Origin of the sequence: Marinilabilia salmonicolor JCM 21150 (assembly GCF_000259075.1) — a bacterium.
GTDB lineage: Bacteria > Bacteroidota > Bacteroidia > Bacteroidales > Marinilabiliaceae > Marinilabilia > Marinilabilia salmonicolor.
Genome location: NZ_AJKI01000021.1, coordinates 23,958 through 47,965 on the forward strand (window position 1 = coordinate 23,958; position 24,008 = coordinate 47,965).

17 protein-coding genes are annotated in these 24,008 nt (G+C 42.4%); 2 read left to right on the forward strand and 15 right to left on the reverse strand.

All coding sequences use genetic code 11. The annotated features are described in order from the left end of the window. Positions 1 to 45: 45 nt before the first annotated feature. The 3 genes from W7W_RS0111295 to tamL form a co-directional block, all read right to left on the reverse strand. A complete protein-coding gene (locus tag W7W_RS0111295) occupies positions 46 to 1,365 on the reverse strand; it encodes a sodium-dependent transporter (protein ID WP_010663868.1) in 1,320 nt (439 codons plus the stop codon). A gap of 85 nt (positions 1,366 to 1,450) precedes the next feature. Further along, positions 1,451 to 2,530 (reverse strand): class II fructose-bisphosphate aldolase, encoded by a 1,080-nt coding sequence (gene fbaA, locus W7W_RS0111300; protein ID WP_010663869.1) that lies wholly within the window; start codon positions 2,528 to 2,530, stop codon positions 1,451 to 1,453. A gap of 159 nt (positions 2,531 to 2,689) precedes the next feature. Then, positions 2,690 to 5,002: a translocation and assembly module lipoprotein TamL gene (tamL, locus tag W7W_RS0111305; protein ID WP_238532134.1), complete on the reverse strand. Its 2,313-nt coding sequence runs from the start codon at positions 5,000 to 5,002 to the stop codon at positions 2,690 to 2,692. Between the two features lie 102 nt (positions 5,003 to 5,104). On the opposite strand from tamL, the gene W7W_RS0111310 reads away from it, so the two are divergent. Further along, entirely contained in the window at positions 5,105 to 5,863 is a 759-nt protein-coding gene (locus W7W_RS0111310) for a TrmH family RNA methyltransferase (protein ID WP_010663871.1), read from the forward strand. Here the strand turns inward: W7W_RS0111310 and W7W_RS0111315 are convergent. The 4 genes from W7W_RS0111315 to purL all read right to left on the reverse strand — a co-directional run bounded on the left by W7W_RS0111315 (position 5,850) and on the right by purL (position 11,710). Next, the gene (locus tag W7W_RS0111315) at positions 5,850 to 7,415 is read right to left on the reverse strand and encodes an NAD(P)/FAD-dependent oxidoreductase (RefSeq protein WP_010663872.1); all 1,566 of its coding nucleotides are present in this window, start codon (positions 7,413 to 7,415) and stop codon (positions 5,850 to 5,852) included. The genes W7W_RS0111310 and W7W_RS0111315 overlap by 14 nt on opposite strands. Positions 7,416 to 7,604: 189 nt before the next feature. Beyond that, positions 7,605 to 8,315 (reverse strand): type IX secretion/gliding motility protein PorT/SprT, encoded by a 711-nt coding sequence (porT, locus tag W7W_RS0111320; protein ID WP_234408737.1) that lies wholly within the window; start codon positions 8,313 to 8,315, stop codon positions 7,605 to 7,607. Between the two features lie 49 nt (positions 8,316 to 8,364). Then, a complete protein-coding gene (gene ubiE / locus W7W_RS0111325; protein WP_010663874.1) occupies positions 8,365 to 9,087 on the reverse strand; it encodes a bifunctional demethylmenaquinone methyltransferase/2-methoxy-6-polyprenyl-1,4-benzoquinol methylase UbiE in 723 nt (240 codons plus the stop codon). 391 nt (positions 9,088 to 9,478) lie between these two features. Further along, positions 9,479 to 11,710: a phosphoribosylformylglycinamidine synthase subunit PurL gene (gene purL / locus W7W_RS0111330; RefSeq protein WP_010663875.1), complete on the reverse strand. Its 2,232-nt coding sequence runs from the start codon at positions 11,708 to 11,710 to the stop codon at positions 9,479 to 9,481. A 443-nt stretch (positions 11,711 to 12,153) separates the two neighbouring features. Between purL and W7W_RS0111335 the strand changes: the two genes are divergently transcribed. After that, positions 12,154 to 12,912: an SDR family NAD(P)-dependent oxidoreductase gene (locus W7W_RS0111335; RefSeq protein WP_010663876.1), complete on the forward strand. Its 759-nt coding sequence runs from the start codon at positions 12,154 to 12,156 to the stop codon at positions 12,910 to 12,912. A 57-nt stretch (positions 12,913 to 12,969) separates the two neighbouring features. Here the strand turns inward: W7W_RS0111335 and W7W_RS0111340 are convergent, their stop codons facing one another. From W7W_RS0111340 to W7W_RS0111380, 8 genes are all read right to left on the reverse strand, one after another. After that, positions 12,970 to 14,187, reverse strand: a complete 1,218-nt coding sequence (locus W7W_RS0111340; protein WP_234408736.1) for a serpin family protein — start codon at positions 14,185 to 14,187, stop codon at positions 12,970 to 12,972. Positions 14,188 to 14,347: 160 nt separating this feature from the next. Beyond that, complete coding sequence (locus W7W_RS0111345; RefSeq protein WP_010663878.1) at positions 14,348 to 14,656, reverse strand: hypothetical protein; 309 nt, start codon at positions 14,654 to 14,656, stop codon at positions 14,348 to 14,350. A 121-nt stretch (positions 14,657 to 14,777) separates the two neighbouring features. Then, a complete protein-coding gene (locus tag W7W_RS0111350; RefSeq protein ID WP_010663879.1) occupies positions 14,778 to 18,023 on the reverse strand; it encodes an efflux RND transporter permease subunit in 3,246 nt (1,081 codons plus the stop codon). A 418-nt stretch (positions 18,024 to 18,441) separates the two neighbouring features. Continuing rightward, positions 18,442 to 19,512, reverse strand: a complete 1,071-nt coding sequence (locus W7W_RS22080; protein ID WP_010663880.1) for an efflux RND transporter periplasmic adaptor subunit — start codon at positions 19,510 to 19,512, stop codon at positions 18,442 to 18,444. 75 nt (positions 19,513 to 19,587) lie between these two features. Next, positions 19,588 to 20,925: a TolC family protein gene (locus W7W_RS0111360; RefSeq protein ID WP_025006984.1), complete on the reverse strand. Its 1,338-nt coding sequence runs from the start codon at positions 20,923 to 20,925 to the stop codon at positions 19,588 to 19,590. Positions 20,926 to 21,341: 416 nt separating this feature from the next. Beyond that, positions 21,342 to 22,085 (reverse strand): NADPH-dependent oxidoreductase, encoded by a 744-nt coding sequence (locus W7W_RS0111365; RefSeq protein ID WP_010663882.1) that lies wholly within the window; start codon positions 22,083 to 22,085, stop codon positions 21,342 to 21,344. A gap of 49 nt (positions 22,086 to 22,134) precedes the next feature. Further along, positions 22,135 to 22,662: a TlpA family protein disulfide reductase gene (locus W7W_RS0111370; protein ID WP_010663883.1), complete on the reverse strand. Its 528-nt coding sequence runs from the start codon at positions 22,660 to 22,662 to the stop codon at positions 22,135 to 22,137. Between the two features lie 245 nt (positions 22,663 to 22,907). Then, a complete protein-coding gene (locus W7W_RS0111380; RefSeq protein ID WP_010663884.1) occupies positions 22,908 to 23,753 on the reverse strand; it encodes a hypothetical protein in 846 nt (281 codons plus the stop codon). Positions 23,754 to 24,008: the final 255 nt, after the last annotated feature.

The following is a 24,008-nucleotide window of genomic DNA, read 5'->3' on the forward strand; positions in this document are numbered from 1 at the left end:
TCACATTAAATCAAGCATCAAAAAAATTCATTTTTTATCAGACGATCAAATCCATCCCAGTCCGTTGAGGAAAACCAAAGCAATAGCGATGGGTGCCAGAAACTTTATGATAAACCTGAATCCTCTGTAATAACGAGCCTTTCTTCCGTCTGCCTCTATTTCAAGACGTGGCAGATTTTTTTCCATTACCCATCCCACAAAAATAACCACGAGAAGTCCTCCGATGGGTAGCAATATGTTTGAAGAAACATAATCGAATGCCCCGAAGGCGTTGTCACTAAAGGCACACAGAGCAGCCAGCAAAGACATTATTCCGGCTGCAATCCAGGTAGCTTGCTTGCGGCGTAACTTGAGTTCTTCGGTAAAATAGGCGACCACCACTTCGAGCAAAGAAATGGAGGACGTAAATGCAGCAATGCTAAGCAGAACAAAAAACAGTAATCCAAAAAGATAACCTCCCGCCATCTGATTAAAGATATTTGGCAAGGTAACAAAAACCAATCCCGGCCCCTGGTTGGGAGCCATCCCAAAGGCAAAAGCTGCAGGAAAAATAGCAACACCGGCAAGAACAGCAATCAGTGTATCGGCCAGGGATACGGAAAGAGCAGTTCCGCCAAGACTCTCGTTTTTCTTAATATAAGATCCGTAAGTAACAATGACTCCCATCCCAATACTCAGGGAGAAGAATGCCTGTCCCAACGCTTCCAGAATTACATCGGAATTAAGTTTTGAAAAATCGGGATTGAAGAGAAAATCAAGTCCGGCCATTGCCCCATCCAGTGTAACCGCCCGCACATTCAAAACTAAAATAATAAGTACCAACAGAGGCATCAATATTTTAGTGTATTTTTCTATTCCCTTTTCAATTCCTGAACTAACAATGTAAGCTGTTCCGGTCATAAAAAGTAATGTCCAGAACAACGACCATCCCTTTGTGGCCTGAACTCCCTCAAAAACCTGAATCATCTGATCCGGAGTGTTACCGGCCAAAGCATTGGTCAGAGAATAATAGACATATTGCAAGGTCCATCCTGCCACCACAGCATAAAAACCAAGAATAAGAAATGCAGCACCCACCCCCATCACACCAATCATAAACCACGGTTTTCCCGGAGCCAGTTTTCTGAAAGCCCCGAAAACATTCAGTTGTGCCTTTCGACCAATCAACAATTCAGATATCATAACCGGAACACCTATCATAATAACAAACAACAGGTAAACCAACAGGAAAGCACCACCTCCGTTCTCGCCCAAAACGTAAGGAAAACGCCAGATATTTCCTAGTCCGATTGCAGAACCGGCTGCAGCAGCAATAATGCCGAATTTTCCTGAAAAAGTATCTCTGGAAGGTGTATTGGATTGCATAGCTGAAAAGAATAAAAGGGTACCACTAAAAAAACCCCCACACAATAGTGGGGGCTTGAAAATTTATCCTATTTAAGAATGTATTTTACAATACATCTACGCAATTAAGCGCTTTAAAAGCAAGTTCGAGACGCTTAACCATAGCCTCTTCACCGGCACGAAGCCATTTTCGGGGATCATAGAACTTCTTGTTTGGTTTATCCTCTCCTTCGGGATTACCAATCTGCGTCTGGAGGAAATCATGATGTTTAGCTTCATACTCACGAACCCCATCCCAGCAAGCCCACTGTGTATCTGTATCGATGTTCATTTTGATAACACCATAACTGACAGCCTCCTGAATCTCAGCATCAGAAGAACCTGATCCACCGTGAAATACAAAGTTAACAGGCTTCTCTTCGGTACCGAATTTCTTTGAAATAAAATCCTGAGACTTTTTGAGAATATCGGGACGCAACACAACATTACCAGGCTTATAAACACCATGAACGTTACCAAAAGAGGCAGCAATGGTAAAATTGGGAGAGATCTTCTTCAGTTCTTCATAAGCAAAAGCAACCTCTTCAGGCTGAGTATAAAGAAGTGCATTGTCAACGTTAGAATTGTCAACGCCGTCTTCCTCACCACCGGTAATTCCAAGCTCAATCTCAAGAGTCATATCAATTTTGCTCATTCTCTCGAGGTATTTTTTACAGATGTCGATATTCTCCTGCAAAGGCTCCTCTGAAAGGTCAAGCATATGAGAGCTGAACAAAGGCTTTCCGGTTTCTTTATAGAATTTCTCCCCCTCATCGAGGAGTCCGTCAATCCAGGGCAGCAATTTCTTGGCAGCATGGTCGGTATGAAGAATTACAGGTACACCATAAGACTCGGCCAAAAGATGAACATGCTTGGCAGCAGCAACTGCACCTTTGATAGCAGTTTCCTGTCCTTCTCCGTTGGCTGCTTTACCAGCATAAAATGCGGCACCACCATTAGAGAGCTGAACAATCACGGGAGCCTTGGCCACTTTAGCAGCTTCCATCACAGCATTCACAGAGTTGGAACCAACAACGTTTACAGCAGGAAGAGCAAATTGGTTTTCGCGGGCTACACGGAAAATTTCCTGAAGATCTTTACCTGCAGCAACACCTGGTTTTACAACATCCAAAATTTTTTCTTTCATAATTACAATTATTTGATGAGATGTAAAATTAATAACTTGTTAAAAGCAATAAAGATTTGCAACAAAACGTAATTATATAACACAAAATCAATTACAAATCCGTGCAAATTTAAAAATAAAATAGGAAAAAAAGCAACCATTGGTGAATTTCCACCGGAACTAAAAAGGATAACCAATTGCAAAGTTAAAGCCAACATCGTCCCATGTCCAGGGTCTGTTCAGCGGAATCCAACGTTCGCCCTCAGGAAGCGAAGGATCATGAGTCTTAAGACCGGCATCGAACCGGAAGATAAAATAATTGAAATCAAAACGTGTTCCAAGCCCTGTACCTACTGCCAACTGTCCGGCAAATGTTCCAAAATCAAACAAGCCTCCTTCCGGACTGGCATCTTCGCGGATACTCCAGATATTTCCAACATCCATAAATAAAGCTCCTTCAAGAATCCAAAACAGTTTAAACCGGTATTCCAGATTAAACTCCAGTTTAATATCGGCAGTTTGATTGTAAAAACGAGCACCCTCTTCGTTATAGCTTCCGGGCCCCAGGCCCCTGACAGGCCAGGCCCTTATGCTGTTGGCTCCTCCCGAAAAATAACGCTTCTCAAACGGCAGCACATCCAGATTTCCATAGGGATATCCCACTCCTGCAAAAAATCGCCAAACCAACGAAGTATATCTGTCAAGACGATTATTAAACCGAACATCCACATCAGATTTCACATACTGGGCATACCGAATTCCAAGCAGCTCATCATAATCCTGCCCTGAATCCTCGTTCCAAAGGCCGGAGACAGAAGACAAAAGGTTACCTGCTGATTCCACATTGGCTCTCAGATACCAAAAATCACGTCGTTGCCCCAACACCTGCTGATTCAGTAAAAATGAATAGTTCATATTCATAATCAAGTGATCTTCATAAGTATATCTCAAAAAAGTATTGCTGATTCTATCCCAAAACTCATCATTCACCTCGGGAATATTTACGAGATTAAACTCAATGGGATAAAAAGAGTGAGAAATATACCTGGAAGATCTCCAGTTATATCCCAGACGTGCATTAGCAATGGTTCGTGTGTAGTCAGGCCTGCGTTGATAATTGTATGCCAAACCGATGTTTGTCTTGGGGTTGTACCTTTGTCTGAATTGTTCTATACGAAGCGGAAGCAAAAACCGTGGCAGAACCAGAGAAGCCTCTGCGCCCAGTTCCAGTGTATTAAACTCTTCGGCTGAGGAGCGCACAAATTGGTTCTGACGTGCCAGTCTGGTATTAAAAGTAAAAAATTCACCCCCCTTCATCAGATTCTTATGCTGATAGGTAAGATTTCCGGCGGCTCCAAGGTTTCCTGAAGAGTTAGTACCTTCAATATCGAAGGATACAGACTGTGGTTTACCCGGTGAGAGACGAATTACACAATCCAGTAACGGTTTGCCTTCAGAATCAAAAGATTCGGTTTCTCTGAAACGAATATTAATGTACTTAAACAACCTCAATCCACTAAGAAGCTGATGTGTACGACTAACCATCCTGGCGTTGTATATATCACCCGGATGAATATAACTTGAACTAAACAACAATTCAGGCTTAAAAGACAATTTATCGTTGTAAACAACAATAATATCCTTATAATTTAAGGTGTCTGTTGCAACAGCAGTATTACTACTGTCGGCTTCAACTGCATCGGCGGCTCCCATTCCAATATGAAAAAGAACCTTATCAATTTTGAATCTGCGGTGGTGTTTATACCCCAGAACATCCTCCGGACTAACAACCACCATAGAATCAACGACCTGATGGTTGCCTGCTGTAGTATCTGACCTGAAATAGATAAACTCTTCAGAAAACTTATAAAACCCTTTACTTCTGAGATTCTCGGCAATCCGTTCCCTTTCACGTTCATGCAAATTAACTGTAAACGGTCGTCCTGGACGCAGAAAAGTAGATAACGTATCATTCAGAATTTCCTTACGGATCGAATCATCTTCGATCCGGTAAAACAGATTTTTTAAATGATACCGATTTCCGGGATTGATATCATAGGTCACTTTAACTTTCTTTTTCCCCGAATAGATGGCAGTGTCGGTAACAGAAGACTGAAAGTACCCCTGATTCTTAAGAAACAGGGAGATCTGGCGTGAAGACTGGGTGGATAAAAACGGGTCATAAATAACCGGTTCTTCACCTATACTCCTCAACCATTTATTAATGCCCTTATCACCATCACGCCCGGAAAGGTTGTATAGTCCGAGATAGAATTTCCAAACGCCAAGAAGTTTGGTATTTTCCTGCTGCCGGATATAGGGCTTAAGCTGTTCCTTTCGCACATCGGCCCCCCTGTTTCTCACTTTCACATTGGCAAGCAGGTGTTCATCTTCCGGAACAAATTTGGTAGATGAACAGCCGGTCCCGCACAAAACCATCAGGCCGAAAAGAAAAGGAATACAATTCCTAAAAGAAGTAATATTTTTAGACATCAATAAAATCAAAGTATAATTGGGATTCAATATTCCTGATAATACAAAGAAACCAAATATATCGGTTATAATTATAATTTTGCAAACAAAGAAAAAGCCAAAATGATAGGACAAGCGAAAAAAAAGTTGATTTCCTCACTTTCACAGAAAAAATATCGTGACAAGCATGGATTGTTTGTTGCTGAAGGGCCCAAACTTCTACACGACCTTTTGGAAGCAGGCATTCAAGCCGAAATGATCCTGACCACTGAAAATGTTCCACTACCTGAAACAAGGTCATCCGCAGTCACGGAAATTGTCACCGCTCAGGAACTAAAAAAAATCAGTTTCTTAAAGACGCCCCAAAATACTTTGGCAGTCTTTCGGATGCCATCCGTAAAATTTCACCCGGAGCAACTCAACAACCAGCTTTCTCTGGCACTCGATGGCATTCAGGATCCCGGAAATATGGGCACCATCATCCGCATGGCCGACTGGTTTGGGATTTCCACAATTGTCTGCAGCAAAGACACGGTGGATTGTTACAATCCGAAAGTCGTTCAGGCCTCCATGGGTGCCCTTGCCCGTGTTAGGGTAATTTACACAGACTTGCCCGCTTTTTGTCAGCAAGTTTCGTCCAACTCCGACCTGAAAACTTTTGGCACTTTCATGGATGGCGAGAACATATACGCCCTTGATTTGCCGTCATCGGGGATCATTGTAATGGGCAACGAAGGAAGTGGTATACGTCCGGAAACCGCAAAATATGTAACCCGAAAAATTGCCGTTCCATCATTCTCCAAAGGTGGGATGGAGTCATTGAATGTAGGTATTGCCGCAGCCATTGTTTGTTCTGAATTCAGACGGACTACCTTACTTTAATAAGTCGGGCAACAGCCATAGCACACTGTTCTCCGTCAAGAGCTGAGGAGGCGATGCCCCCTGCATATCCCGCTCCCTCGCCACATGGAAATAGTTTTTTAATACGCACATGCTCTAAAGTTTCCCGGTCACGCGGGATTCTTACCGGTGAAGAAGTCCTGGATTCAGTACCCAACACCACTGCCTCCTCATCCAGAAAGCCACGGGCTCTTTTACCAAAAAATTTAAAACCTTCCTGCAAACGGCCGGAAATATGCTCAGGCAAAATAAAATGCAAAGGAGCAGAAATTGTACCCGGGACATAGGAACAATCGGGTAAGTCGTAAGAAAGTCTCTTTCCGACAAAATCGACCAATCGCTGTGCCGGAGCAATGACTCCCTGCCCACCGTTTACTGCACAAAGCCTTTCTACATCCTGCTGATGCTTCAGACCGGCCAAAGCACCATATTGCTGATGACCAGGAATATCTTCAGGTCTGATTTCCACCACCATACCACTATTGGCAAAAGGTGAATTCCTTCCCGAAGGAGACATTCCGTTGACAACCATTTCATCGGCTCCGGTCATTGCAGGAACAATAAATCCTCCCGGACACATACAAAAAGAATAGACGCCTCTTCCCTCTACCTGATGAGAAAAGCTATAAGATGCAGCAGGCAAATAACTTCCACGGCCCTCGGGTGTATGATACTGGATTTGATCAATCAGCTCCTGTGGATGTTCCACCCGCACTCCCATAGCCCATGTTTTAGCTTCCAATTCAATGCCTTTTTCATCAAGCAACCAATAAATATCCTTTGCTGAGTGACCAGTGGCGAGTATCACTGCCTTTGCGGTGATCTTTTTCCCATCAGCAATCTGCACTCCCACTATTTCATCTCCCTGAAGAATAAAATCGATAACCCGCTCATTGAAAAGAAATTCACCCCCCGAAGAAATAATAGTTTCCCGGATATTCCGGATTACACGGGGCAACCGATCGGTTCCGATATGAGGATGTGCCTCAATCAGGATATCATCTGCAGCCCCATGAAAATGCATAATCTCCAGAAATTCGCGAAAATTTCCCCTTTTTTTACTTCGGGTATATAGCTTACCATCAGAAAATGTGCCGGCGCCACCTTCTCCAAAAGCATAATTTGAATCTTCGTTAAGTTCCTCATTCCTGTTGAGAAGCGCAATATCTTTTTTCCTTTCAGACACCTCTTTACCGCGTTCTATAACGATGGGTTTAAAACCAAGTTCTATCAGCTTCAGCGCAGCAAACAAACCTCCGGGACCAGCTCCTACGACAATTACCTCAGGAGCATTGGTTGCATTGGGCCAGTGAAAAGAGCGGGGCTGATGGGCAGGCATGGGTTCTCCGGTCCATACTTCCACGTGCACCTGCACCATCACCTGCTTCTGCCGTGCATCTATGGATCTGCGAATTACCCTCAAACCGGTTATTTTGCCGGGAGAAATTTTCATCTTCCGGGCAGCAATATTCTTAAAGGATTCCTCCTGGGACGCCTGTTCGGGCGTAAGTCGTAAAGCTACTTCCTGCTTCATTATATCTGAGTTCTGAGTTTTGTGTTTTGTGTCCAGGGTTCTGAGTTTTGTGGTCAGGCTTCTGAGTCGGAGGCTTTAAATCATTGGTGTACGGCTATAACGTTGAGATTGATTTGCTGGGTTACCAATAACAGATTTTTGCAACAAACAGAAATTCAAATCATCTGCAAAGATATGGAGATCCAATAATCATTCAAAGTAAAAAGAAAATACAAAAAGACGTGAAGAGAGTCTGTCGAGGACATCAGTGAAATAAACATCTTCGGGTTCTCCTGTTCCCTCAGGATTCAGCACATTTCGCAAACCAACCGAAAGTTTTACTTCTGTAGATAGTCTGAAGTAGTTAAGATACATATCTACACCGGCTCCAACTTCCAGATACAAATCATTGGATCTTAAGCTGAGGCCATCATTTTCCGTTTTGGCCAAATCGATGCGGGGATTGATACCACCGATGACATAAGGCTTAAAGTTGGTCATCCGGTCGCCACTAAACTTCAGCAAAAGGGGAAACTCCAGAAAAGTAGATTTGATTTCCAGTGGCACCTCCTCTGCTTCTCCATCCTGAATGTATAAGAGATCGCGCTGTCCGAAACTAATTCCGGGCAGAAAACGCAAATTCAGATTTTTATTGATACGCAAACTGGTAACAATACCAATATTCACCCCCGGATTGAGACTAACCACTTCGGCATACCGATTCTCAAAGCCTTCAGGACGATCAGCCGGCATCTTATGGCGAACTTTAAAATCCATAGCATTAAGTCCGATAAGAAAGCCAAAATGAAGTGGCTTATAGTCAAAGGCAGGCAGGTTCGGAACCTTTTTCTTGTTCTCGACTTGAGAAAAAGCAGGTATTTGGAGAACCAAAAAACAAATAAAAAATGCAAACAGTCTCAATGGCCAATGATTTTTCAGCCTAACGAAAAAAACCATCAGATTATTGCGTTTACTTTTTAACAGACACATAAATGGTGGCAATTCCAAAAGTTTGGGGAATTGATTTTTCGGGTTCCAGTCCGGCAGCCCGAAGTTCATTTTCAAACTCCATTCCTTCAGGAAACTGAAGTACAGACGCCGGGAGGTACCTGTAGGCATCTTTATCCTTAGATATTAGCCCTCCCCACCAGGGTAAAATACGGGTAAAATAAAAATGATACAACTGCTTAAACGGGAAAGAGGCAGGTTTGGAAAACTCCAATACAATGAGTTTCCCGCCGGGACGAAGCACTCTTTGCATTTCGGAAAGTCCTTTGCTCAGATTTTCGAAATTGCGCACCCCAAAAGCGACCGTTACCGCATCAAAGAAATTACTCTCGAAAGGGAGATTTTCGGAGTCTGCTTCCTTAAGAGTTATGGTCATATGAAGTCTTTTTTGCTGAATTTTCTTTTGTGCAAACTCCAGCATCTGGGGTGAAAGATCGACACCATAGACTTCAACAGGATCAATTTTACATATTTCTATTGCCAGATCTCCGGTTCCGGTGGCCACATCCAAAATAATGGGAGCCTGCAGTCCTTTCAATAATTTCACCACATTTTTTCGCCAGATGCGGTCAATTCCAAAGGAAAGTAACCTGTTGAGCAGGTCGTAACGAGGCGCTATACGGTCAAACATGGAACGAACCTGTTCCTTTTTGCTGCCATCAATATTTTGATATGGTTTTATCATTTGTGAAAATTATATTGGTCAAAAATACAAACCTTTTTGATACATCAATACAAAAGAACAGGAAGACTGCCCAAGATGTTTTTCAATCGGCAATCTTCCTGAAGATTTTTTATGGTATCTGCTATTGCAATCTAATACAATTTCCTGAATACACTACTTAGTGCCCGTCTATAAAGTCGGGAAAGTTTGTAAAAAGCCATGTGTCTGGTCAGAAAGTGCCAGTTGCAAAGCATGCCCCGATTTTTTTTCGGGGGCTTGTGAAGCCGCCAAAAACGGAGTTTACTTTGGTAAATGAGTATTTTGGTGGCAAGCGTAACGCAGCAAGTGGTACTTTATGGACAGACTCTACGTAGATTCTGACAGATACAAATATTGCAATACATCCATGGAATTACACTTTCCCTTCAGCCCACCATTTCAGTCTGTTTTCAAATTTGGCTTTAATTTCTTCCACAAAACCATAAGATTCATCATCCACCCTTATTTCTCCCTTTGTAACATGCCCCAAAATAGAGAATGGCATATCCCTTTCCATCATGAAATCCACAAAGTCATCCTGTTTTTCCGGAGAAATAGAGACGATGACACGCCCCTGAGATTCACCAAACAGAAATGCATCACGCCGCACTTCAGCATCAGAAGTGATATCAAAACCATAATTGAGCGGAATTCCTGATTCCAAAAGGGTAAAAAAGAGTCCTCCATTGGAAACATCATGAATAGATCGGGCCAGCTTGTGATCCACTATATCACTGATAACAATCTGAAGTTTTTTCTCCTCTTCAAGATTAAAGTAGGGAGGCAATGAAACATCCACCCCATGCACAGTCCGAAGGTACTCCGATCCATTAACATCATCACGTGAACGGCCCACAAGGAAAATCATATCCCCCTTATGCTTAAAAGACAAAGTCGTATGTTTATCCACATCTTTAAGTACTCCTACCATTCCAATTACAGGAGATGGAATAACAGGAATAATCTGACCTTCAACCGAACGTTGATTGTAAAAACTTACGTTACCACTGACCACCGGGATATCAAAAAATCTGCACGCATCAGCCAATCCTTTAACAGAATCCACAAAATCGGCATAGGCTTCGGGATCATATGGATTTCCAAAGTTTAAGCAGTCAGAAACAGCCAATGGGACACCGCCTCCGCAAACAATATTCCGCATAGCTTCGGCAAGTGATATCCGGGCACCATTAAAGGGGTCTGAGGTAAAATAAGAAGGATTGCTATCGACGGTTGCAAGGAGTGCTTTATTGTTGGTACCCAATTCAATAATTCCCGCATCGGAAGGGAACTTGGTACTTGCAGATTCTTTGCGCAAAGTTTTTGAAAACTTACGGGTCAACCACTTTTTGGAGACAACATTGAGTGATTTAAGCATTGTTTCGACTACAGCCGGATAATGATCAGGCTCGGTCAGGTCATCCACTCTTATCGATTGGGGAAGTTTCCTTTCTGCAGCAGTTTCCCGTTCATAAACAGGTGCCAATTCGGCAAGACCAAGATATTTAACCGGGAATTCTATTTCCGGAGATCCGTTGATGCCACACTTGAGCATCTGTGAGTCATTTACGGTTCCTATAATGCCCAAGGTAAGTTCTCCCTCCTCAACAAATTGGCGAACTTTAGTTTCATTTTCAGGAGTAATACAAACAAGCATTCTACCCCAGGTTTCAGAAATCAGGATTTCACGAAGGGTCATATCTTTATCCCGTAACGGCACCTGATCGGCATTGAATTCAACCCCGCTATTTCCTCTGGCAGCCATTTCGGTAAGAGCACCCACAATACCCTGCGCTCCGATTGTCTGCACGCCTACCACCAGTTTTCCGGCAATAAGCTTTTTCAACACTTTATAGAGATGCTTTTCAGACTCTATATCCCGCATCTGTTCAAGGGAAAGGCTTTTGGTTTCACCATCAGAAATTTTATCAGCGACAAAAGCGTCATTGTCAATACCATCGCGACCGGTTGGAACACCAATTACCGCCACAAGATTTCCGGCACCACGGGCAACTGCGGAAACCAGTTCATCTTTCTCCGCAATGCCAATAGACATGGTATTGACAATAGGGTTTGTATTAAAAGCTTCACAAAAGAACACTTCACCTCCTATAACCGGTGTCCCAAACCCTTTCTCAAAATCAGCAATCCCGTTAACCACTTCATCAAAGAGCCATCGAGCGGTATCTCTGTCTGACTTACCAAAGCGCAAAGAGTTGAGCAAAGCCACAGGTTTTGCTCCCATGGAAAAAATATCGCGATTGACGACACGCATACCCGTTGAAGCTCCCAGGCGAGGCTGAACGGCACATGGATGATTGTGTGATTCAAGCTTAAACACAGCAACCTGTCCGTCGCCAATATCAACAACACCAGCACTTTCCTGTCCTGCCTCCACCAAAACATTCCGATTTTTTGTAGGCAATAATTCCAGCCACTTCCGGGAGTTTTTATAACTGGCATGTTCCGACCAAAGGATGGAGAAAAGCTCCAATTCCAGTTTATTGGGAACACGTCCAAGAATTGACTCAATTTTTTCGAATTCCTCAGAAGTCATATTCAACAACTCCGCATCGGCAATTGTAGATAGATCTTTATGGTTCATAGAATACAGATTTTTCAGATTTTTGAAGGTTGGGCTTGTTAAAGTTAGCAAAACATTCAGAAATTTTATAATGACGGTGCGATTTAATTCTTAAAATTTCACACCAACAAAGCAGCCGATGGACACAGTCTTTACACCAAAAGGGATACTTTGTTGTATCAATCGGGGGATCAAACTATTAACGACCAGTCCTATCCATAAATCGATTCATATTCTTTACCCCATGCCCTTCAAGGAATAAAAACTTTTTAAAAATTGGTATCTTTGATACTTAACCGACCTTACACATAAGTCTGGTAAGGTGTAAACAGGCTGAAAGCCTGAGAACAATACCCCAGGGCAACGTCCCGGGCTATTGCTCAAATACTTTCCGCCTGTTAAAAGCACAACCTCCCATTTGAAAGGACTGATTAATCCACAAATAATTTTAAACTATTACCAATATGAAAAAAATTGCTTTAGTAACAGGTGCTTCTTCAGGAATAGGAAAAGCCTGCGCTGCAATGCTGGCGCGGAACGGATACAACCTCATCATCACCGGAAGGCGAGGAAACCGACTGAACGAACTGGCCCAAAAGCTAAACAACAATAACATAGAAGTTAAGACGCTGGTTTTTGACGTTCGCAATAAAGATGAAGTGGAGCGTGCTATAAAGTCTTTACCGGAAGAATGGAACACTCCTGAAATTCTCATCAACAATGCAGGTCTGGCAGCGGGGGCTGATCCTATTCAGGATGGAGATTGGAACGACTGGGAGCAGATGATTGACACCAATGTAAAAGGCCTGCTTGCTGTCAGCAAAGCCATTATGCCTGAAATGATCAAAAGAAAACATGGGCACATCATAAACGTCAGTTCCATTGCCGGATCAGAAGTATATGCCAATGGCAATGTATATTGTGCCTCGAAACATGCAGTACACGCCATTACCAAAGGTATGCGGATTGATCTGTTACCACATAATATTAAAGTATCCTCCATTTCACCAGGGATGGTAGAAACAGAATTCTCGATTGTACGATATCATGGCGACAAAGAAAAAGCCGACAAAGTTTATAAAGGACTGACCCCGCTTTACGCTGAAGATGTGGCCGATGCCGTAGAATTTATGATTTCCCGTCCGGCGCACGTCAATGTGAACGATATGCTGCTCATGCCAACCGCGCAGGCAAGTGCAGTTTACAATCACAGAGAGGGGTAAAAGGGCTGAGGAATGAGGGTTGAGGGTTGAGGCTTGATAAAAGGCTCTGCCCAAGTATTACAAGGGATTCTCAATTTTTCCGGAAAAGAGAATGGCCCCGCTTTGTTCTTCAGCAATGGCAAAGAAGAATGGTCGATCTACTCTGAACACCGGCAATTCAGGCCCAACAGAGGTAACAACCATTCCCACACTGGTTGCAGCAGCTGCTTCTGTTCCCTCCTCGTCCACCTTGATATATGTTTTATGATTGACTTTATCAATGCAAGCAGGAGCATCAATCATATTGGAAAAATCGGCCAGAGAGGGAGAGAAAGGAAGCTCCATTCCCATATTTACAAGACTTGTATTCAGGAGATACTTACATTCAACCTCGAAACGAGGCAGAAAAACCTTAAGGTTTCGTTCAGTCATACTCCCTAATACGGAGTTCCATTTTTCGGAAGTCATATTCTCTATCAATTGGTCAACAGTCCTATCCTCCTCAGGAAGTGCAATAACCATATAAAAAGAACCGTTGCCATAAGGAAGTTTCAGTGCCTGCAGGTCATCATTTTTATGATACTGCAGGTCATTTTCCTGGCTCATCATAGACACCTGAGCTACAGAACCATCAGACAAAAAGAAGTCTTCATCCCTGGTATCTGATTTGTCAAATTGATATTGCCATTTTCCAAGAAAATAGACAGCATTTACCAGGAACATATATTGCTGGTCACTAATCTCATCGATAATAGTGGGGATTTTACCATGGGTTTTATCATTTACCCAGTTATTGATTCGCTCCTTAGCAGCCTCTTTATCTGAAAAATCCACACCACTGAAAGCTGCATTATAAAACTCTTTAACAGTCTCACTAAACTCGTGCTTTGCCGGCAGGTCCTTCTTATACCACACAGAGTTGGCAATTTCCAACTCCACTTTGGAATCAGTCGATTGCAATACTTCGCGGATATTTTTAAAGGATTGGTTCATTGTTTCCACATCTCCAAAATCCATAACCCCAACCATCTGGTCGAGTGTTTGACCGGCAGCACCGTTGGTGGTCATCCCCAAAGCCTGAGCAACGCTTAGTGACGAAATCACCACATTCTCGCCTTCATTAGCCTCAGAATTAACAGTCTCCAAAAGTTCCCAGCCAAACCGATCAGTTGCCTCCAGAACTTCCAGCGACTTGAGATCAAAATCCTTTTTAACCGGTTCTTCGTCGTTATTGAACAAACTGCAACCAAACAAACCTGCAAGCAATAACACAGCAATGGATTTAGCTATCATCATAATAATGGCTATTAAATTAGAAATTGAGTAAGAAGAATATCATTCATTAGATGCAAGAAAAAGCATAAGGTTGCTTTTGTCAACCTTATGCCCATCTAAGCCCAGGCCTAAAAAGCTCTTAATGCCAACAAATTAACAGAACTTCGTACTCAAAACTAATTTATACAGATTCCTCTACATTCACGGAAAAGGCATTAAGAATATTGCCATGTTCGTCATCAAATTCCTTGAGGGCCTGCATCAACTGAGAAGCTTTTTGGTTTTCGATAAAGGCAAAAACCCCGAGAGAGTTTGTGGGCCGTTGGCGCGGCCCTGAAACAAACCAGTTTTCCTGGAAATTCTCATTTTCTTCGAAGACTTTAAAACCCTGAACATCCATTTCGAAATAGGCCAGGACTTTCTTTTCACGAAGGAAGCGCTCTATCTCCTTTGTGAATTCATAAAGACTGGTAATTACTATTAGTTTCATAATAACTTAGATTTAATTCCTTAAGAGATTCTTAATTTATTAACCTCTTTTTTTATTTCAATAGATCGTTAGACTTTTCGACACCTGCCAATATCGGCCACAAAATACTCCCTTTAACCACTTAAACTTGTTTGGTTTTAGATTCATCATCCCTTTCAACTTCCTCTGATTTCGATGGCTTTTCATACCTTTTTCTCTCAGTCATGTAAAAGATAAGCGGAACCAATATTAGTGTCAGGAAGGTGGATGCGATGGTTCCTCCCATCAGAGAAATGGCCAGCCCCTGAAAAATGGGATCGAACAGAATCACAAAGGCACCTATGACCACAGTTCCGGCTGTGAGCAATATAGGGATAGTACGCACGGCACCTGCTTCAATAACCGCCTGCTTTAATGGCACATTATCGGCCAGACGAAGGTTTACGAAATCGATCAGTAAAATGGAATTTCGCACCATTATACCCGCCAGGGCAATCATACCAATCATGGAGGTGGCTGTAAAGAATGCTCCCAGAATCATATGTCCCAGAATAATTCCCACCAATGACAGCGGAATTGCCACCATCATCACAAATGGCACTCTGGTATTCTGAAACCAACCCACAATCAGCATATAAATTATCACAAGCACTACAGCAAAGGCAGTTCCCAAATCACGAAAAACTTCATAAGTGATTTGCCATTCTCCGTCCCACTTCAATCCGTAATTGTCCTCTTTCTGAGGTTGTCCCTTGTAATATTCACCGAGCGAATATCCTTCAGGAAGGTCAATGTTTTTAAGTCTTTCAGAAACATCAAGCATGGCATACACCGGACTCTCCAATTCTCCGGCAACATCGGCAGTAACATACACCACCCGCTTCTGATTCTTGCGATAGATGCTCTTTCCTTTTACCTTCTCTTCAATGTTTACTATATCGCCAACAGGCACCATAGTACCATTTTCCGACATCAGCTTAAGCTTTTCCAAATCACGAATACTACTGCGCTGCTGCTCATCCAATCGCAAAGAGATGCCTACCTGTTTGTACTCATCCTCATCGTAAAGTGTAGATACTTCGCGTCCGTGCAATCCCATGTTCAATGCGCCCACCAGCTGCTCAGTGGAAATCCCGGCAAGTGCAGCTTTTTCCTTGTCCACATTGAAAAAGAACTCTTTCTGATCATCTTCCATCTGCCAATCCACATCAACCACGTTTTCGGTATTGTTAAGTAGCGTTTTGACTTTTTCAGCAATCCGGATCTGTGTTTTACGGTCGGGACCATATATTTCAGCCACCAGGGTTGACAATACCGGAGGTCCGGGAGGGACTTCCACCACTTTTACATTGGCATTGTAACGGGAAGCAATACGGTGAATCTCAGGCCGCAGAGCCTTTGCAATATCGTGACTCTGAAGATCACGTTCCCCTTTGGGCAACAAATTAACCTGAATATCGGCCACATTATCACTTCTTCTTAAATCGTAATGACGCACCAGCCCGTTAAAATTGATAGGCGCGGCTGTTCCCACGTAAGTCTGATAATCAGAAACCAGTTTATCCTGCTTCAGATAAGTGGCAATCTCCTTTGTAACCATGGCCGTACGCTCAAGGGTAGTTCCCTCAGGCATATCCACTACTACCTGAAACTCATTCTTATTATCGAAAGGCAGAATCTTCACCGTCACCACCTTCAGGGCAAACAACAGCATAGAGCCCATTAGCAGCACTGTGACACCCCCAATAAACCCCCACCGTTTCCATTTAGAATCAATCAAAGGAATCATGGAACGCTTGTAAAGACGATAGATGCGTGTCTCTTCAAGCTTATAGGGTTTATCTTCTTTTTTATCCTGATGGCGAAGCAACCTGAATCCCAGCCATGGTGTTACAACCAAGGCAATAATGAGCGAAAGCATCATAGCAATGGAAGCCCCGATAGGCATAGGACTCATGTAAGGTCCCATCAGACCACTTACAAATACCATGGGAATAACCGCTGCAATTACCGTAAAAGTGGCCAGGATGGTTGGGTTACCCACCTCATCGATCGATCGTATAGCAGCCTGCCATGGCGGCATCCGGTTTATCTTAAAGTGCCGGTGCATATTCTCGGCAATAATGATGGAATCGTCAACCACGATTCCTGTCACAAATACCAGAGCAAAAAGTGTAATCCGATTAAGTGTATAATCGAGGAAATAATAACTAAAGAGCGTAAGTGCAAATGTAATGGGCACTGATATGAAGACCACCAGACCACCGCGCCAGCCCATAGCCAGCATCACTACAAAAGTCACTGCCACAATGGCACCCAGAAGGTGCATCAACAACTCTCCTACTTTGTGTGAAGCCGTGGCACCATAATTCCGCGAAATGTCCACATTCACATCGGCTGGTATCAATTCACTGCGCAGATGGTCAATTTTATCCAAAATCTGATCGGAAACACGCATGGCATCCGCTCCACGGCGTTTAGCTACTGATATGGTTACAGCAGGATAATCACCGGGGGCTTTCTCCAGCTTCTCCTTTTTTCCCATTCCGTAACCAAAAGACACATACGTTTCGGGCAGTTCTGGCCCATCCGTCACCTCAGCAACCTGTTTCAGGAAAACCGGATGTCCGTTCTGAATGCCCACCACCAGATTTTTCAACTCGCGAGCCGATTCAAAGAAACTGCCCGCTTTCACACTGATGGCTTCATCGTTCTTGTTGAAGTCACCTGATGTCAACTGTTTGTTGGACTGATTGATTTGCCGGCTGATCATCAAAGGATCAATATGGTAAGCCTCCATCTTCTCCCTGTTGAGAACCACACGCACACTGCGACTTCGGCCACCAATCACTTTGGTTTCGGCCACTTCATTCACCTTTTCAATCTCGGAGTTCAGTTCCTGAGCCAGCCTCCTGAGTTGATAATCAGAATAATTCTCACTCCACAAAGTCAATCCCAGTACGGGGACATCATCGATAGAGCGAGTCTTTATCAAAGGCATGGAAATACCCTGAGGCATTTTATCCATGTTTTTGATGATTTCGTTGTACATCTTCACGAGACTTCGCTCTATGTCTTCACCCACATAAAACTGCACAATCATCATGGCACCGCCTGGCGATGAAGTTGAATACACATATTCGATTCCTGTAACGTTGGAAATCACCTTTTCCAGTGGCTTGGTGATTCTGGCCTCCACTTCCTCCGGACCGGCCCCCGGATACCTTACAAAGATATCTGCAATGGGGACGTCAATCTGAGGCTCCTCTTCTCGTGGGGTCAAATAGGAACTGTAAGCACCTATCAACAGGAATACCACCATGAGCAGAGGGGTAAGCTTGGAGTTTATGAATAGTTTGGCTATCGTACCGGCTATACCTGTCTTCATTATATAAAATTTTCTTAGTTACGGTCTTTTGACAGACTGTTAGATTATTAGAAGTTAGAGAATTAGAGGTTAGAGATTGAACCATATCAGGCCTATAAGGGCATTTTAGTGATGCTTTCTATTGATACATTTTGAGATTTTCAGATATGAGATGGTTGAAATAACATCAGACATCTAACCTGAACTATTCATAAATTATCTATTACAATGTTCAACTACCGGCTAAATAAAGGCGTCCTCAATAAAATTGACTTGAAAATAAATTATTATTCCCTACATCAATTTTCTTTGCGGTTACCCGTATTTATTGGCATTTAACCATCTCATGACGAAAACTTATGAAACGAAGTTCGACGAAGTCAATAGACCAGGCTAAATCATGCACATAGCCACAAAAGTCCCTCTACCTCAAAATTATCTAGTTTATCTCAACCAAAATTCCATCATATAATCTGGCATCGTGTTCGGTAATGTACCTTTCACCAGATTTTACCCCTGATAGAATTTCTGTTTTACCATTAAGTTCCCTTCCGGGACGAATCCAGCGCACGAGGGCTTTATCCTGTGGGTTAACCATCCAGATTCCTGTCAGCTGGCCTCTTTCCACAATCAGCTCCGAAGGCACCTCAACCACTTCCTCCGTACCATGATGTAATTTCACATTAGCAAACATTCCCGATCTGACAATTGAAGTCTGATCATCATCAGGAATTAAACCGATAAGAATTTCATACTGAGGACCCGAAAATTTACTGGAGGGACTGATATTGGTAATAACTCCTTTGACGGTTTCATTAACAGATGATATCTCAACCACGGCAGTATCTCCGGCAGACCAAAGATTCATTTCACTTTCCGGAATTCGTGACAACACTTCAAAAGCACCTGGCGCTTCAATGGCCAGCAAAGGCATGCCCGGAGAAGCCATATCGCCTGTATTCACAAATTTGTTAATCACAGTGCCATCATACGGAGACCGGATATTGGCATATTGCAGCATCTCATCCACTTCCCTGCGACGCTGTTTGGCTGCCTCAAGACGGGCTTCCGCCATTTTAAACTGAGTTTTGATATCGTCGAACTCTTTCTGAGTTGCGCTCTCTTTATCATAAAGGGTTTTAATACGCTTGAAATTGTTTTCCACATTTTCGAAAGCAGCGGTGGCTTCAGTTATACCAGCTTCCACCTGCTGTTCTTTAGCTACAATCGCATTGCTGCGAATAGATACCAGAAGGTCACCTTTTTTTACGCGATCTCCCTTTTCTACCAATATTTGCTCAACCTGTCCCATCAGACGGGTGGCAACGGTAGATTGCTTTTGTGCCTGAACTATCCCGGTGTAATCGTAAGCTTTAGGATTACTGGATATTTCAATGGTAGCAGCTTTCACTTTTAGACCAGCTTGAGTTGTTTTATCTTTCTCAGATTCAGAGCAGGAGGATGCCAGAATTCCTGTAAAAATCATCATTATCAGGGATATATTCTTCATAACTTATGTTTATTTTGAGGTTTAAGGATAGCTCCTTCAATAAATGTAAAATTTGTTTATTGTCATTTACCTTTTCTATTCTGCTTCCATTAGATACTCCAGGTAAAAAACGGCTTTATTGTAATTGTAAAGTGCATTCAGTCTTTCCAATTGCTTTTGGGAATATGCAGCCTCGGCCGCCAGCAGATCAGAAGTTCGCTCAAGTCCCTCTTTGTAACGATCCATCCTGATGCGAAGGGCTTCTTCCATGTGCTGCTCAGCCAACTGACTTGCACTTAGGGAATTCTCCGCCACATTTAACTTTCTTCTGGCGTTATCAAGTTCCATGCGGCCCTTGTCCACATACTCACTTTTGCGGATTTCGGCCAACTGAGCATTGGCTTTGGCTTTCTTTACAGATGCCAGATTTTTGTTTCCGGAAAAAAGTGTCCATTGCAACCTGGCCCCAACGACCCAACTGTCAGCATCAAAACCGGTAAGTTCATCACCATGAAAATTATACCCGCCAAACGCATTGAGACGAGGCACAAACTTCATTTTTTGCATGGTAACCATCTTATTACGGGCATTCACTCCGCTTGACATAGCCATTACGTCGCTCCGGTTTTGCAAATCAAATTCGGAAGCGTCGGTAGTCAGAAAAACTTTTGACAATTCCTCTTCCGGAACAATCTCTTCGTCAATATCCATTCCCAGAAGAAATGCCAGCATCTGTCCGGCTGAAACCACGTCATTATGAGCTTCTTCAATTTTGGTCTGCAGGTCAAGCACCCTTACATTGGCTGCCATTACATCTGCCTTATTCACATAACCCTGATCCTGATTATCACGGGCAATGCGATGATTCTCTTTGGCATGCTTTAATGCTTCCTCCAAAACCTGTTGCTTAGACTGAGCCAATTGGATGGCATAATAAGACTGCTTTACAGCATATCTGATGTAATATTTCAAATGAGCAGCTTTGTGTTTAGAAGCCTCCAGCTTATGAGACACCGCCTTTCTTCCGGCAAAAGCATCCGGATTAATTAAAGGTTGTTCCACCAAGACACCCAGATTGAAATCGGTAATCTCTTCGGGATCATTCAGCCACTCCGGATTAAAATCCGATTGGTTAACAATCTCTTGCTGCAACTTAATACCAAATGCAGCCAATGGATCGTTGGTATGCGTAACGGTTTCTGACAGATTAATCCTCGGCAGAAAACTGGCCAATGTTGACCGGTACTCAGCTTTCTGGCTCAACACTTCCTGAGTCGACTTTTGAATTTGCCAGTTGTTGGCTTCAGCTACCTCAAGCACTTCATTCAGCGTCCAGGTTTTTGAAACTCCCTTCTGGGCCTTCACCAAGGCAGGCAACAACATTAATGCTGCAAGTAGTAATCTGATTTTTGTACCTGAAAATCTTTTTCTCATAAATATTGGATATTTGCCATTTCACTTTTAATTGATCTTTCATTCAATTATATCCAGGTTCCCTCGAAATGAATACCCGGGTTTTAATTGAGGGTGCAAAGTAAATGGATGAAAATTACCATTCCAATATTTACATATTTAAAAATATAGATTTGTTGTTAAAATAGTAAAACAAAGGGTTAGGAGTAAAACACAGTCAAGTAGTTATCAAAAAGATTATAATGAATAACTCTAATCAACAGGCATACACGGAGAGAAACAACCAATTATAAAAACACATAACTCCACATTAAGGCGTAAACCATATCAGGAAAATAAGTTTATGGAGAATGATCCTAATGAAAAGTAAAAAAAATCACAAAAAAACACCCGAAGGAAATCCAACGGGTGTTTCAAAATCGTTATTAAAATGGTTTCTAATCTATAAAGCCCTGCTTCTTCAATACCGCGAGGTAAACTTTACTGAAATGCTCATTATTGGCTTTGGTATAACGAACATCGGTAAAGACCTGCGCCAGGGTTTCTTTATTATTTTCAGCTGTAAACTGCTTATTGGCGTCAAGTTCTTCCTTCTCTTTGTACAAGCGGTCGATGTCCTCCTCAGTATAATCCTTGTAAGTCTCCTTATGCACAACAGCTTCCAGCGGTAAGCGCTCGGCTTGTGCAGGATTTTCATCAGGCCAGCCAAGAGTTACAGTGGCTACAGGTACCACTCCTTTGGGCAGGTTGAGAATATCTATGATTTTATCTGCATTGTAAGTAACGGTGCCAAGGTAACAAATGCCCAGACCTTTATATTCTGCGGCAACACATACATTTTGAGCAACCAAAAGGGCATCAATAGCGGCAGCAACAAACGACTGGAAGTTATCATATCCAGGTTCCGCATTTCGCTGTCGGCACCACTTATTAAACCGGTTGAAATCTGCGCAGAAAGTCAGTGATACCGGAGCATTTTTAAACACAGGCTGACCAAAATGTGTAGGAGCCAGCTTCTCTTTCATTGCGTCGTCGCGGGTAACCACAATGCTGTAAACCTGCATATTTCCGGTAGTTGAAGCACGGGTTCCTGCAATGAGAATATCATTTAGAAGGGTCTCATCAACGGGTTGGTCGGTGTATTTTCTGATTGTGCGATGATTAAGTAGTACGTCCATCATAGTAGTTTACTTTTCGGCAAAGCTAAAAAAAAGATTATCGATAAAACAATTAGTCATTCCCACCTTTAGTAATCAACTGCTCCAGCAAACCCACCATTTTTTCAAATTCCTCTTCCGAAAAACCTACAGAAGCATAAACTATTTTACCCTCCTCATTCACAATATAATTACGTGGAATAAACCCGGTTGCAAACTTATTGTAAATGCTTTTATCTTCATCACCGTACACCGGAAAACCAAGATTCCGACTCTCTTTAAAAGCAGCAACTTCATCAAATGAATGCTCCCGCCCAATGGCCAGCATTTTAAAGTTATTGTTGTCCTTATATTTCTCCCACACATCCTTTTGCAGAAATGGCATCTCTTTAAGGCAGGGGCCACACCAGGTGGCGAAGAAATTTATCAAAACAACCTTCCCTTCATTGTCAGTAATATTAAAGAAATAACCGTTCTGATCTATCGTAAATTCTGGAACAGGCTGCCCTTTCTTAACTACATCATAATCCTGAGAATATGCTGACAAAGAAAAAAAGAGGGTTACTAAAAAAATAATCAGGTGATTAAATGTTTTATTCATCAGTATATAATTTATCTAAGTTATTGGTCTGATGGAACTCGCATGAAAGGAATTTATACATTGTCTTTTGTGGCATCCCTTGCCATGCACGTTTCATTCGTTTAAATTTTGTTTATTAAAGTCGGATGGAACTCGCATGCAAGAATTTATACATATTCTTTTGGGGAAATGATTGCCATGCCCGTTTCATCTGTACATTCAACAATCTTTATATCCCCGGATGATGCCCATGTATCCCAATTCAGTTAGAAAGCAAATAGATCAAAAAAACCATTCACATCCTCAATATCATGCAAACCCAGGATCCAGCAAACTTCTGAAAAATCTGAGAAATCCAATCCTCCGGCAGCGATGGCTTCATTATTGTAACGCCCCTCTTCCCCATTGTATTGCATGGCTATATCTATTGCCAGCTGCCATATTTCGAGCAATTTGGGATTCTTAATTCTTTTTTTTAGCTGGATATATACCGGAGAACGGAATCCCGGAGTTCCGTTTCCTACGGCATTTCCATCGGGTATTTTGTGATAATCGGCATTTTCTTTTACAAATTGAAGACACTCAGGTGTGGTTACCTCCTCATTCCAGTCACTATGTTGCACCAGGTGAAAACGCTGCTTCGTATCTATTTCAGGCAAATCTTCATGAATAGCCTTTATCAAAGCGGCTGAAAAATCGGACTGGCCTGCTTCTGCAATCCAGACTTCTCCATCGTTGGCAAGAATCGGTTTTACAATTGTTTTGACTTTCTCCACTGCCTGTTCAAAATCTGCATGAGCGTCGGTCCAATTGTCGCCGAAGGCAGCCTGAAAAAGCGGATTGGGTGGCACATACAAGCCATTCTGCATACCATAAGCACCTGCAATTGCATGATAATTAATTTTTGCAAAAGAGGAATCAGACAATAAAGTAACCAGCGCAGCTACTGAATGAAGATCATCTACGTCAGTTTTACAATCAAACTGTGCTAACAACAAATCCTTTTGGGAATTGAACCCTCCGGCTTTTGAAGGCTCGTTTCCCAATGAAACATTAATAAAAAATAACCACAATATTGACGTTACAAACAACACCCGTGTTTTTGATTTCATTTCCTTGTACACTTTAATTTTTTATACGTTTCGAACAAAATGCATTCTTTCTCTTCAAATATACAGATTCTTAGCTGAGAAATATACTAATAGTGCGATCACAAAATACTATTTCATATTTCACATCCCTTTTTCCTTCCTGCATCGTTGAAGTTTTGTCTTGCAGAAATCAAAATATTTGAAACACAATTTAGCCACCCCACTCCCAGACTCAAAGCAAAAAGAAACCAAAGCCGAACAAAAAAAGTGAGAACT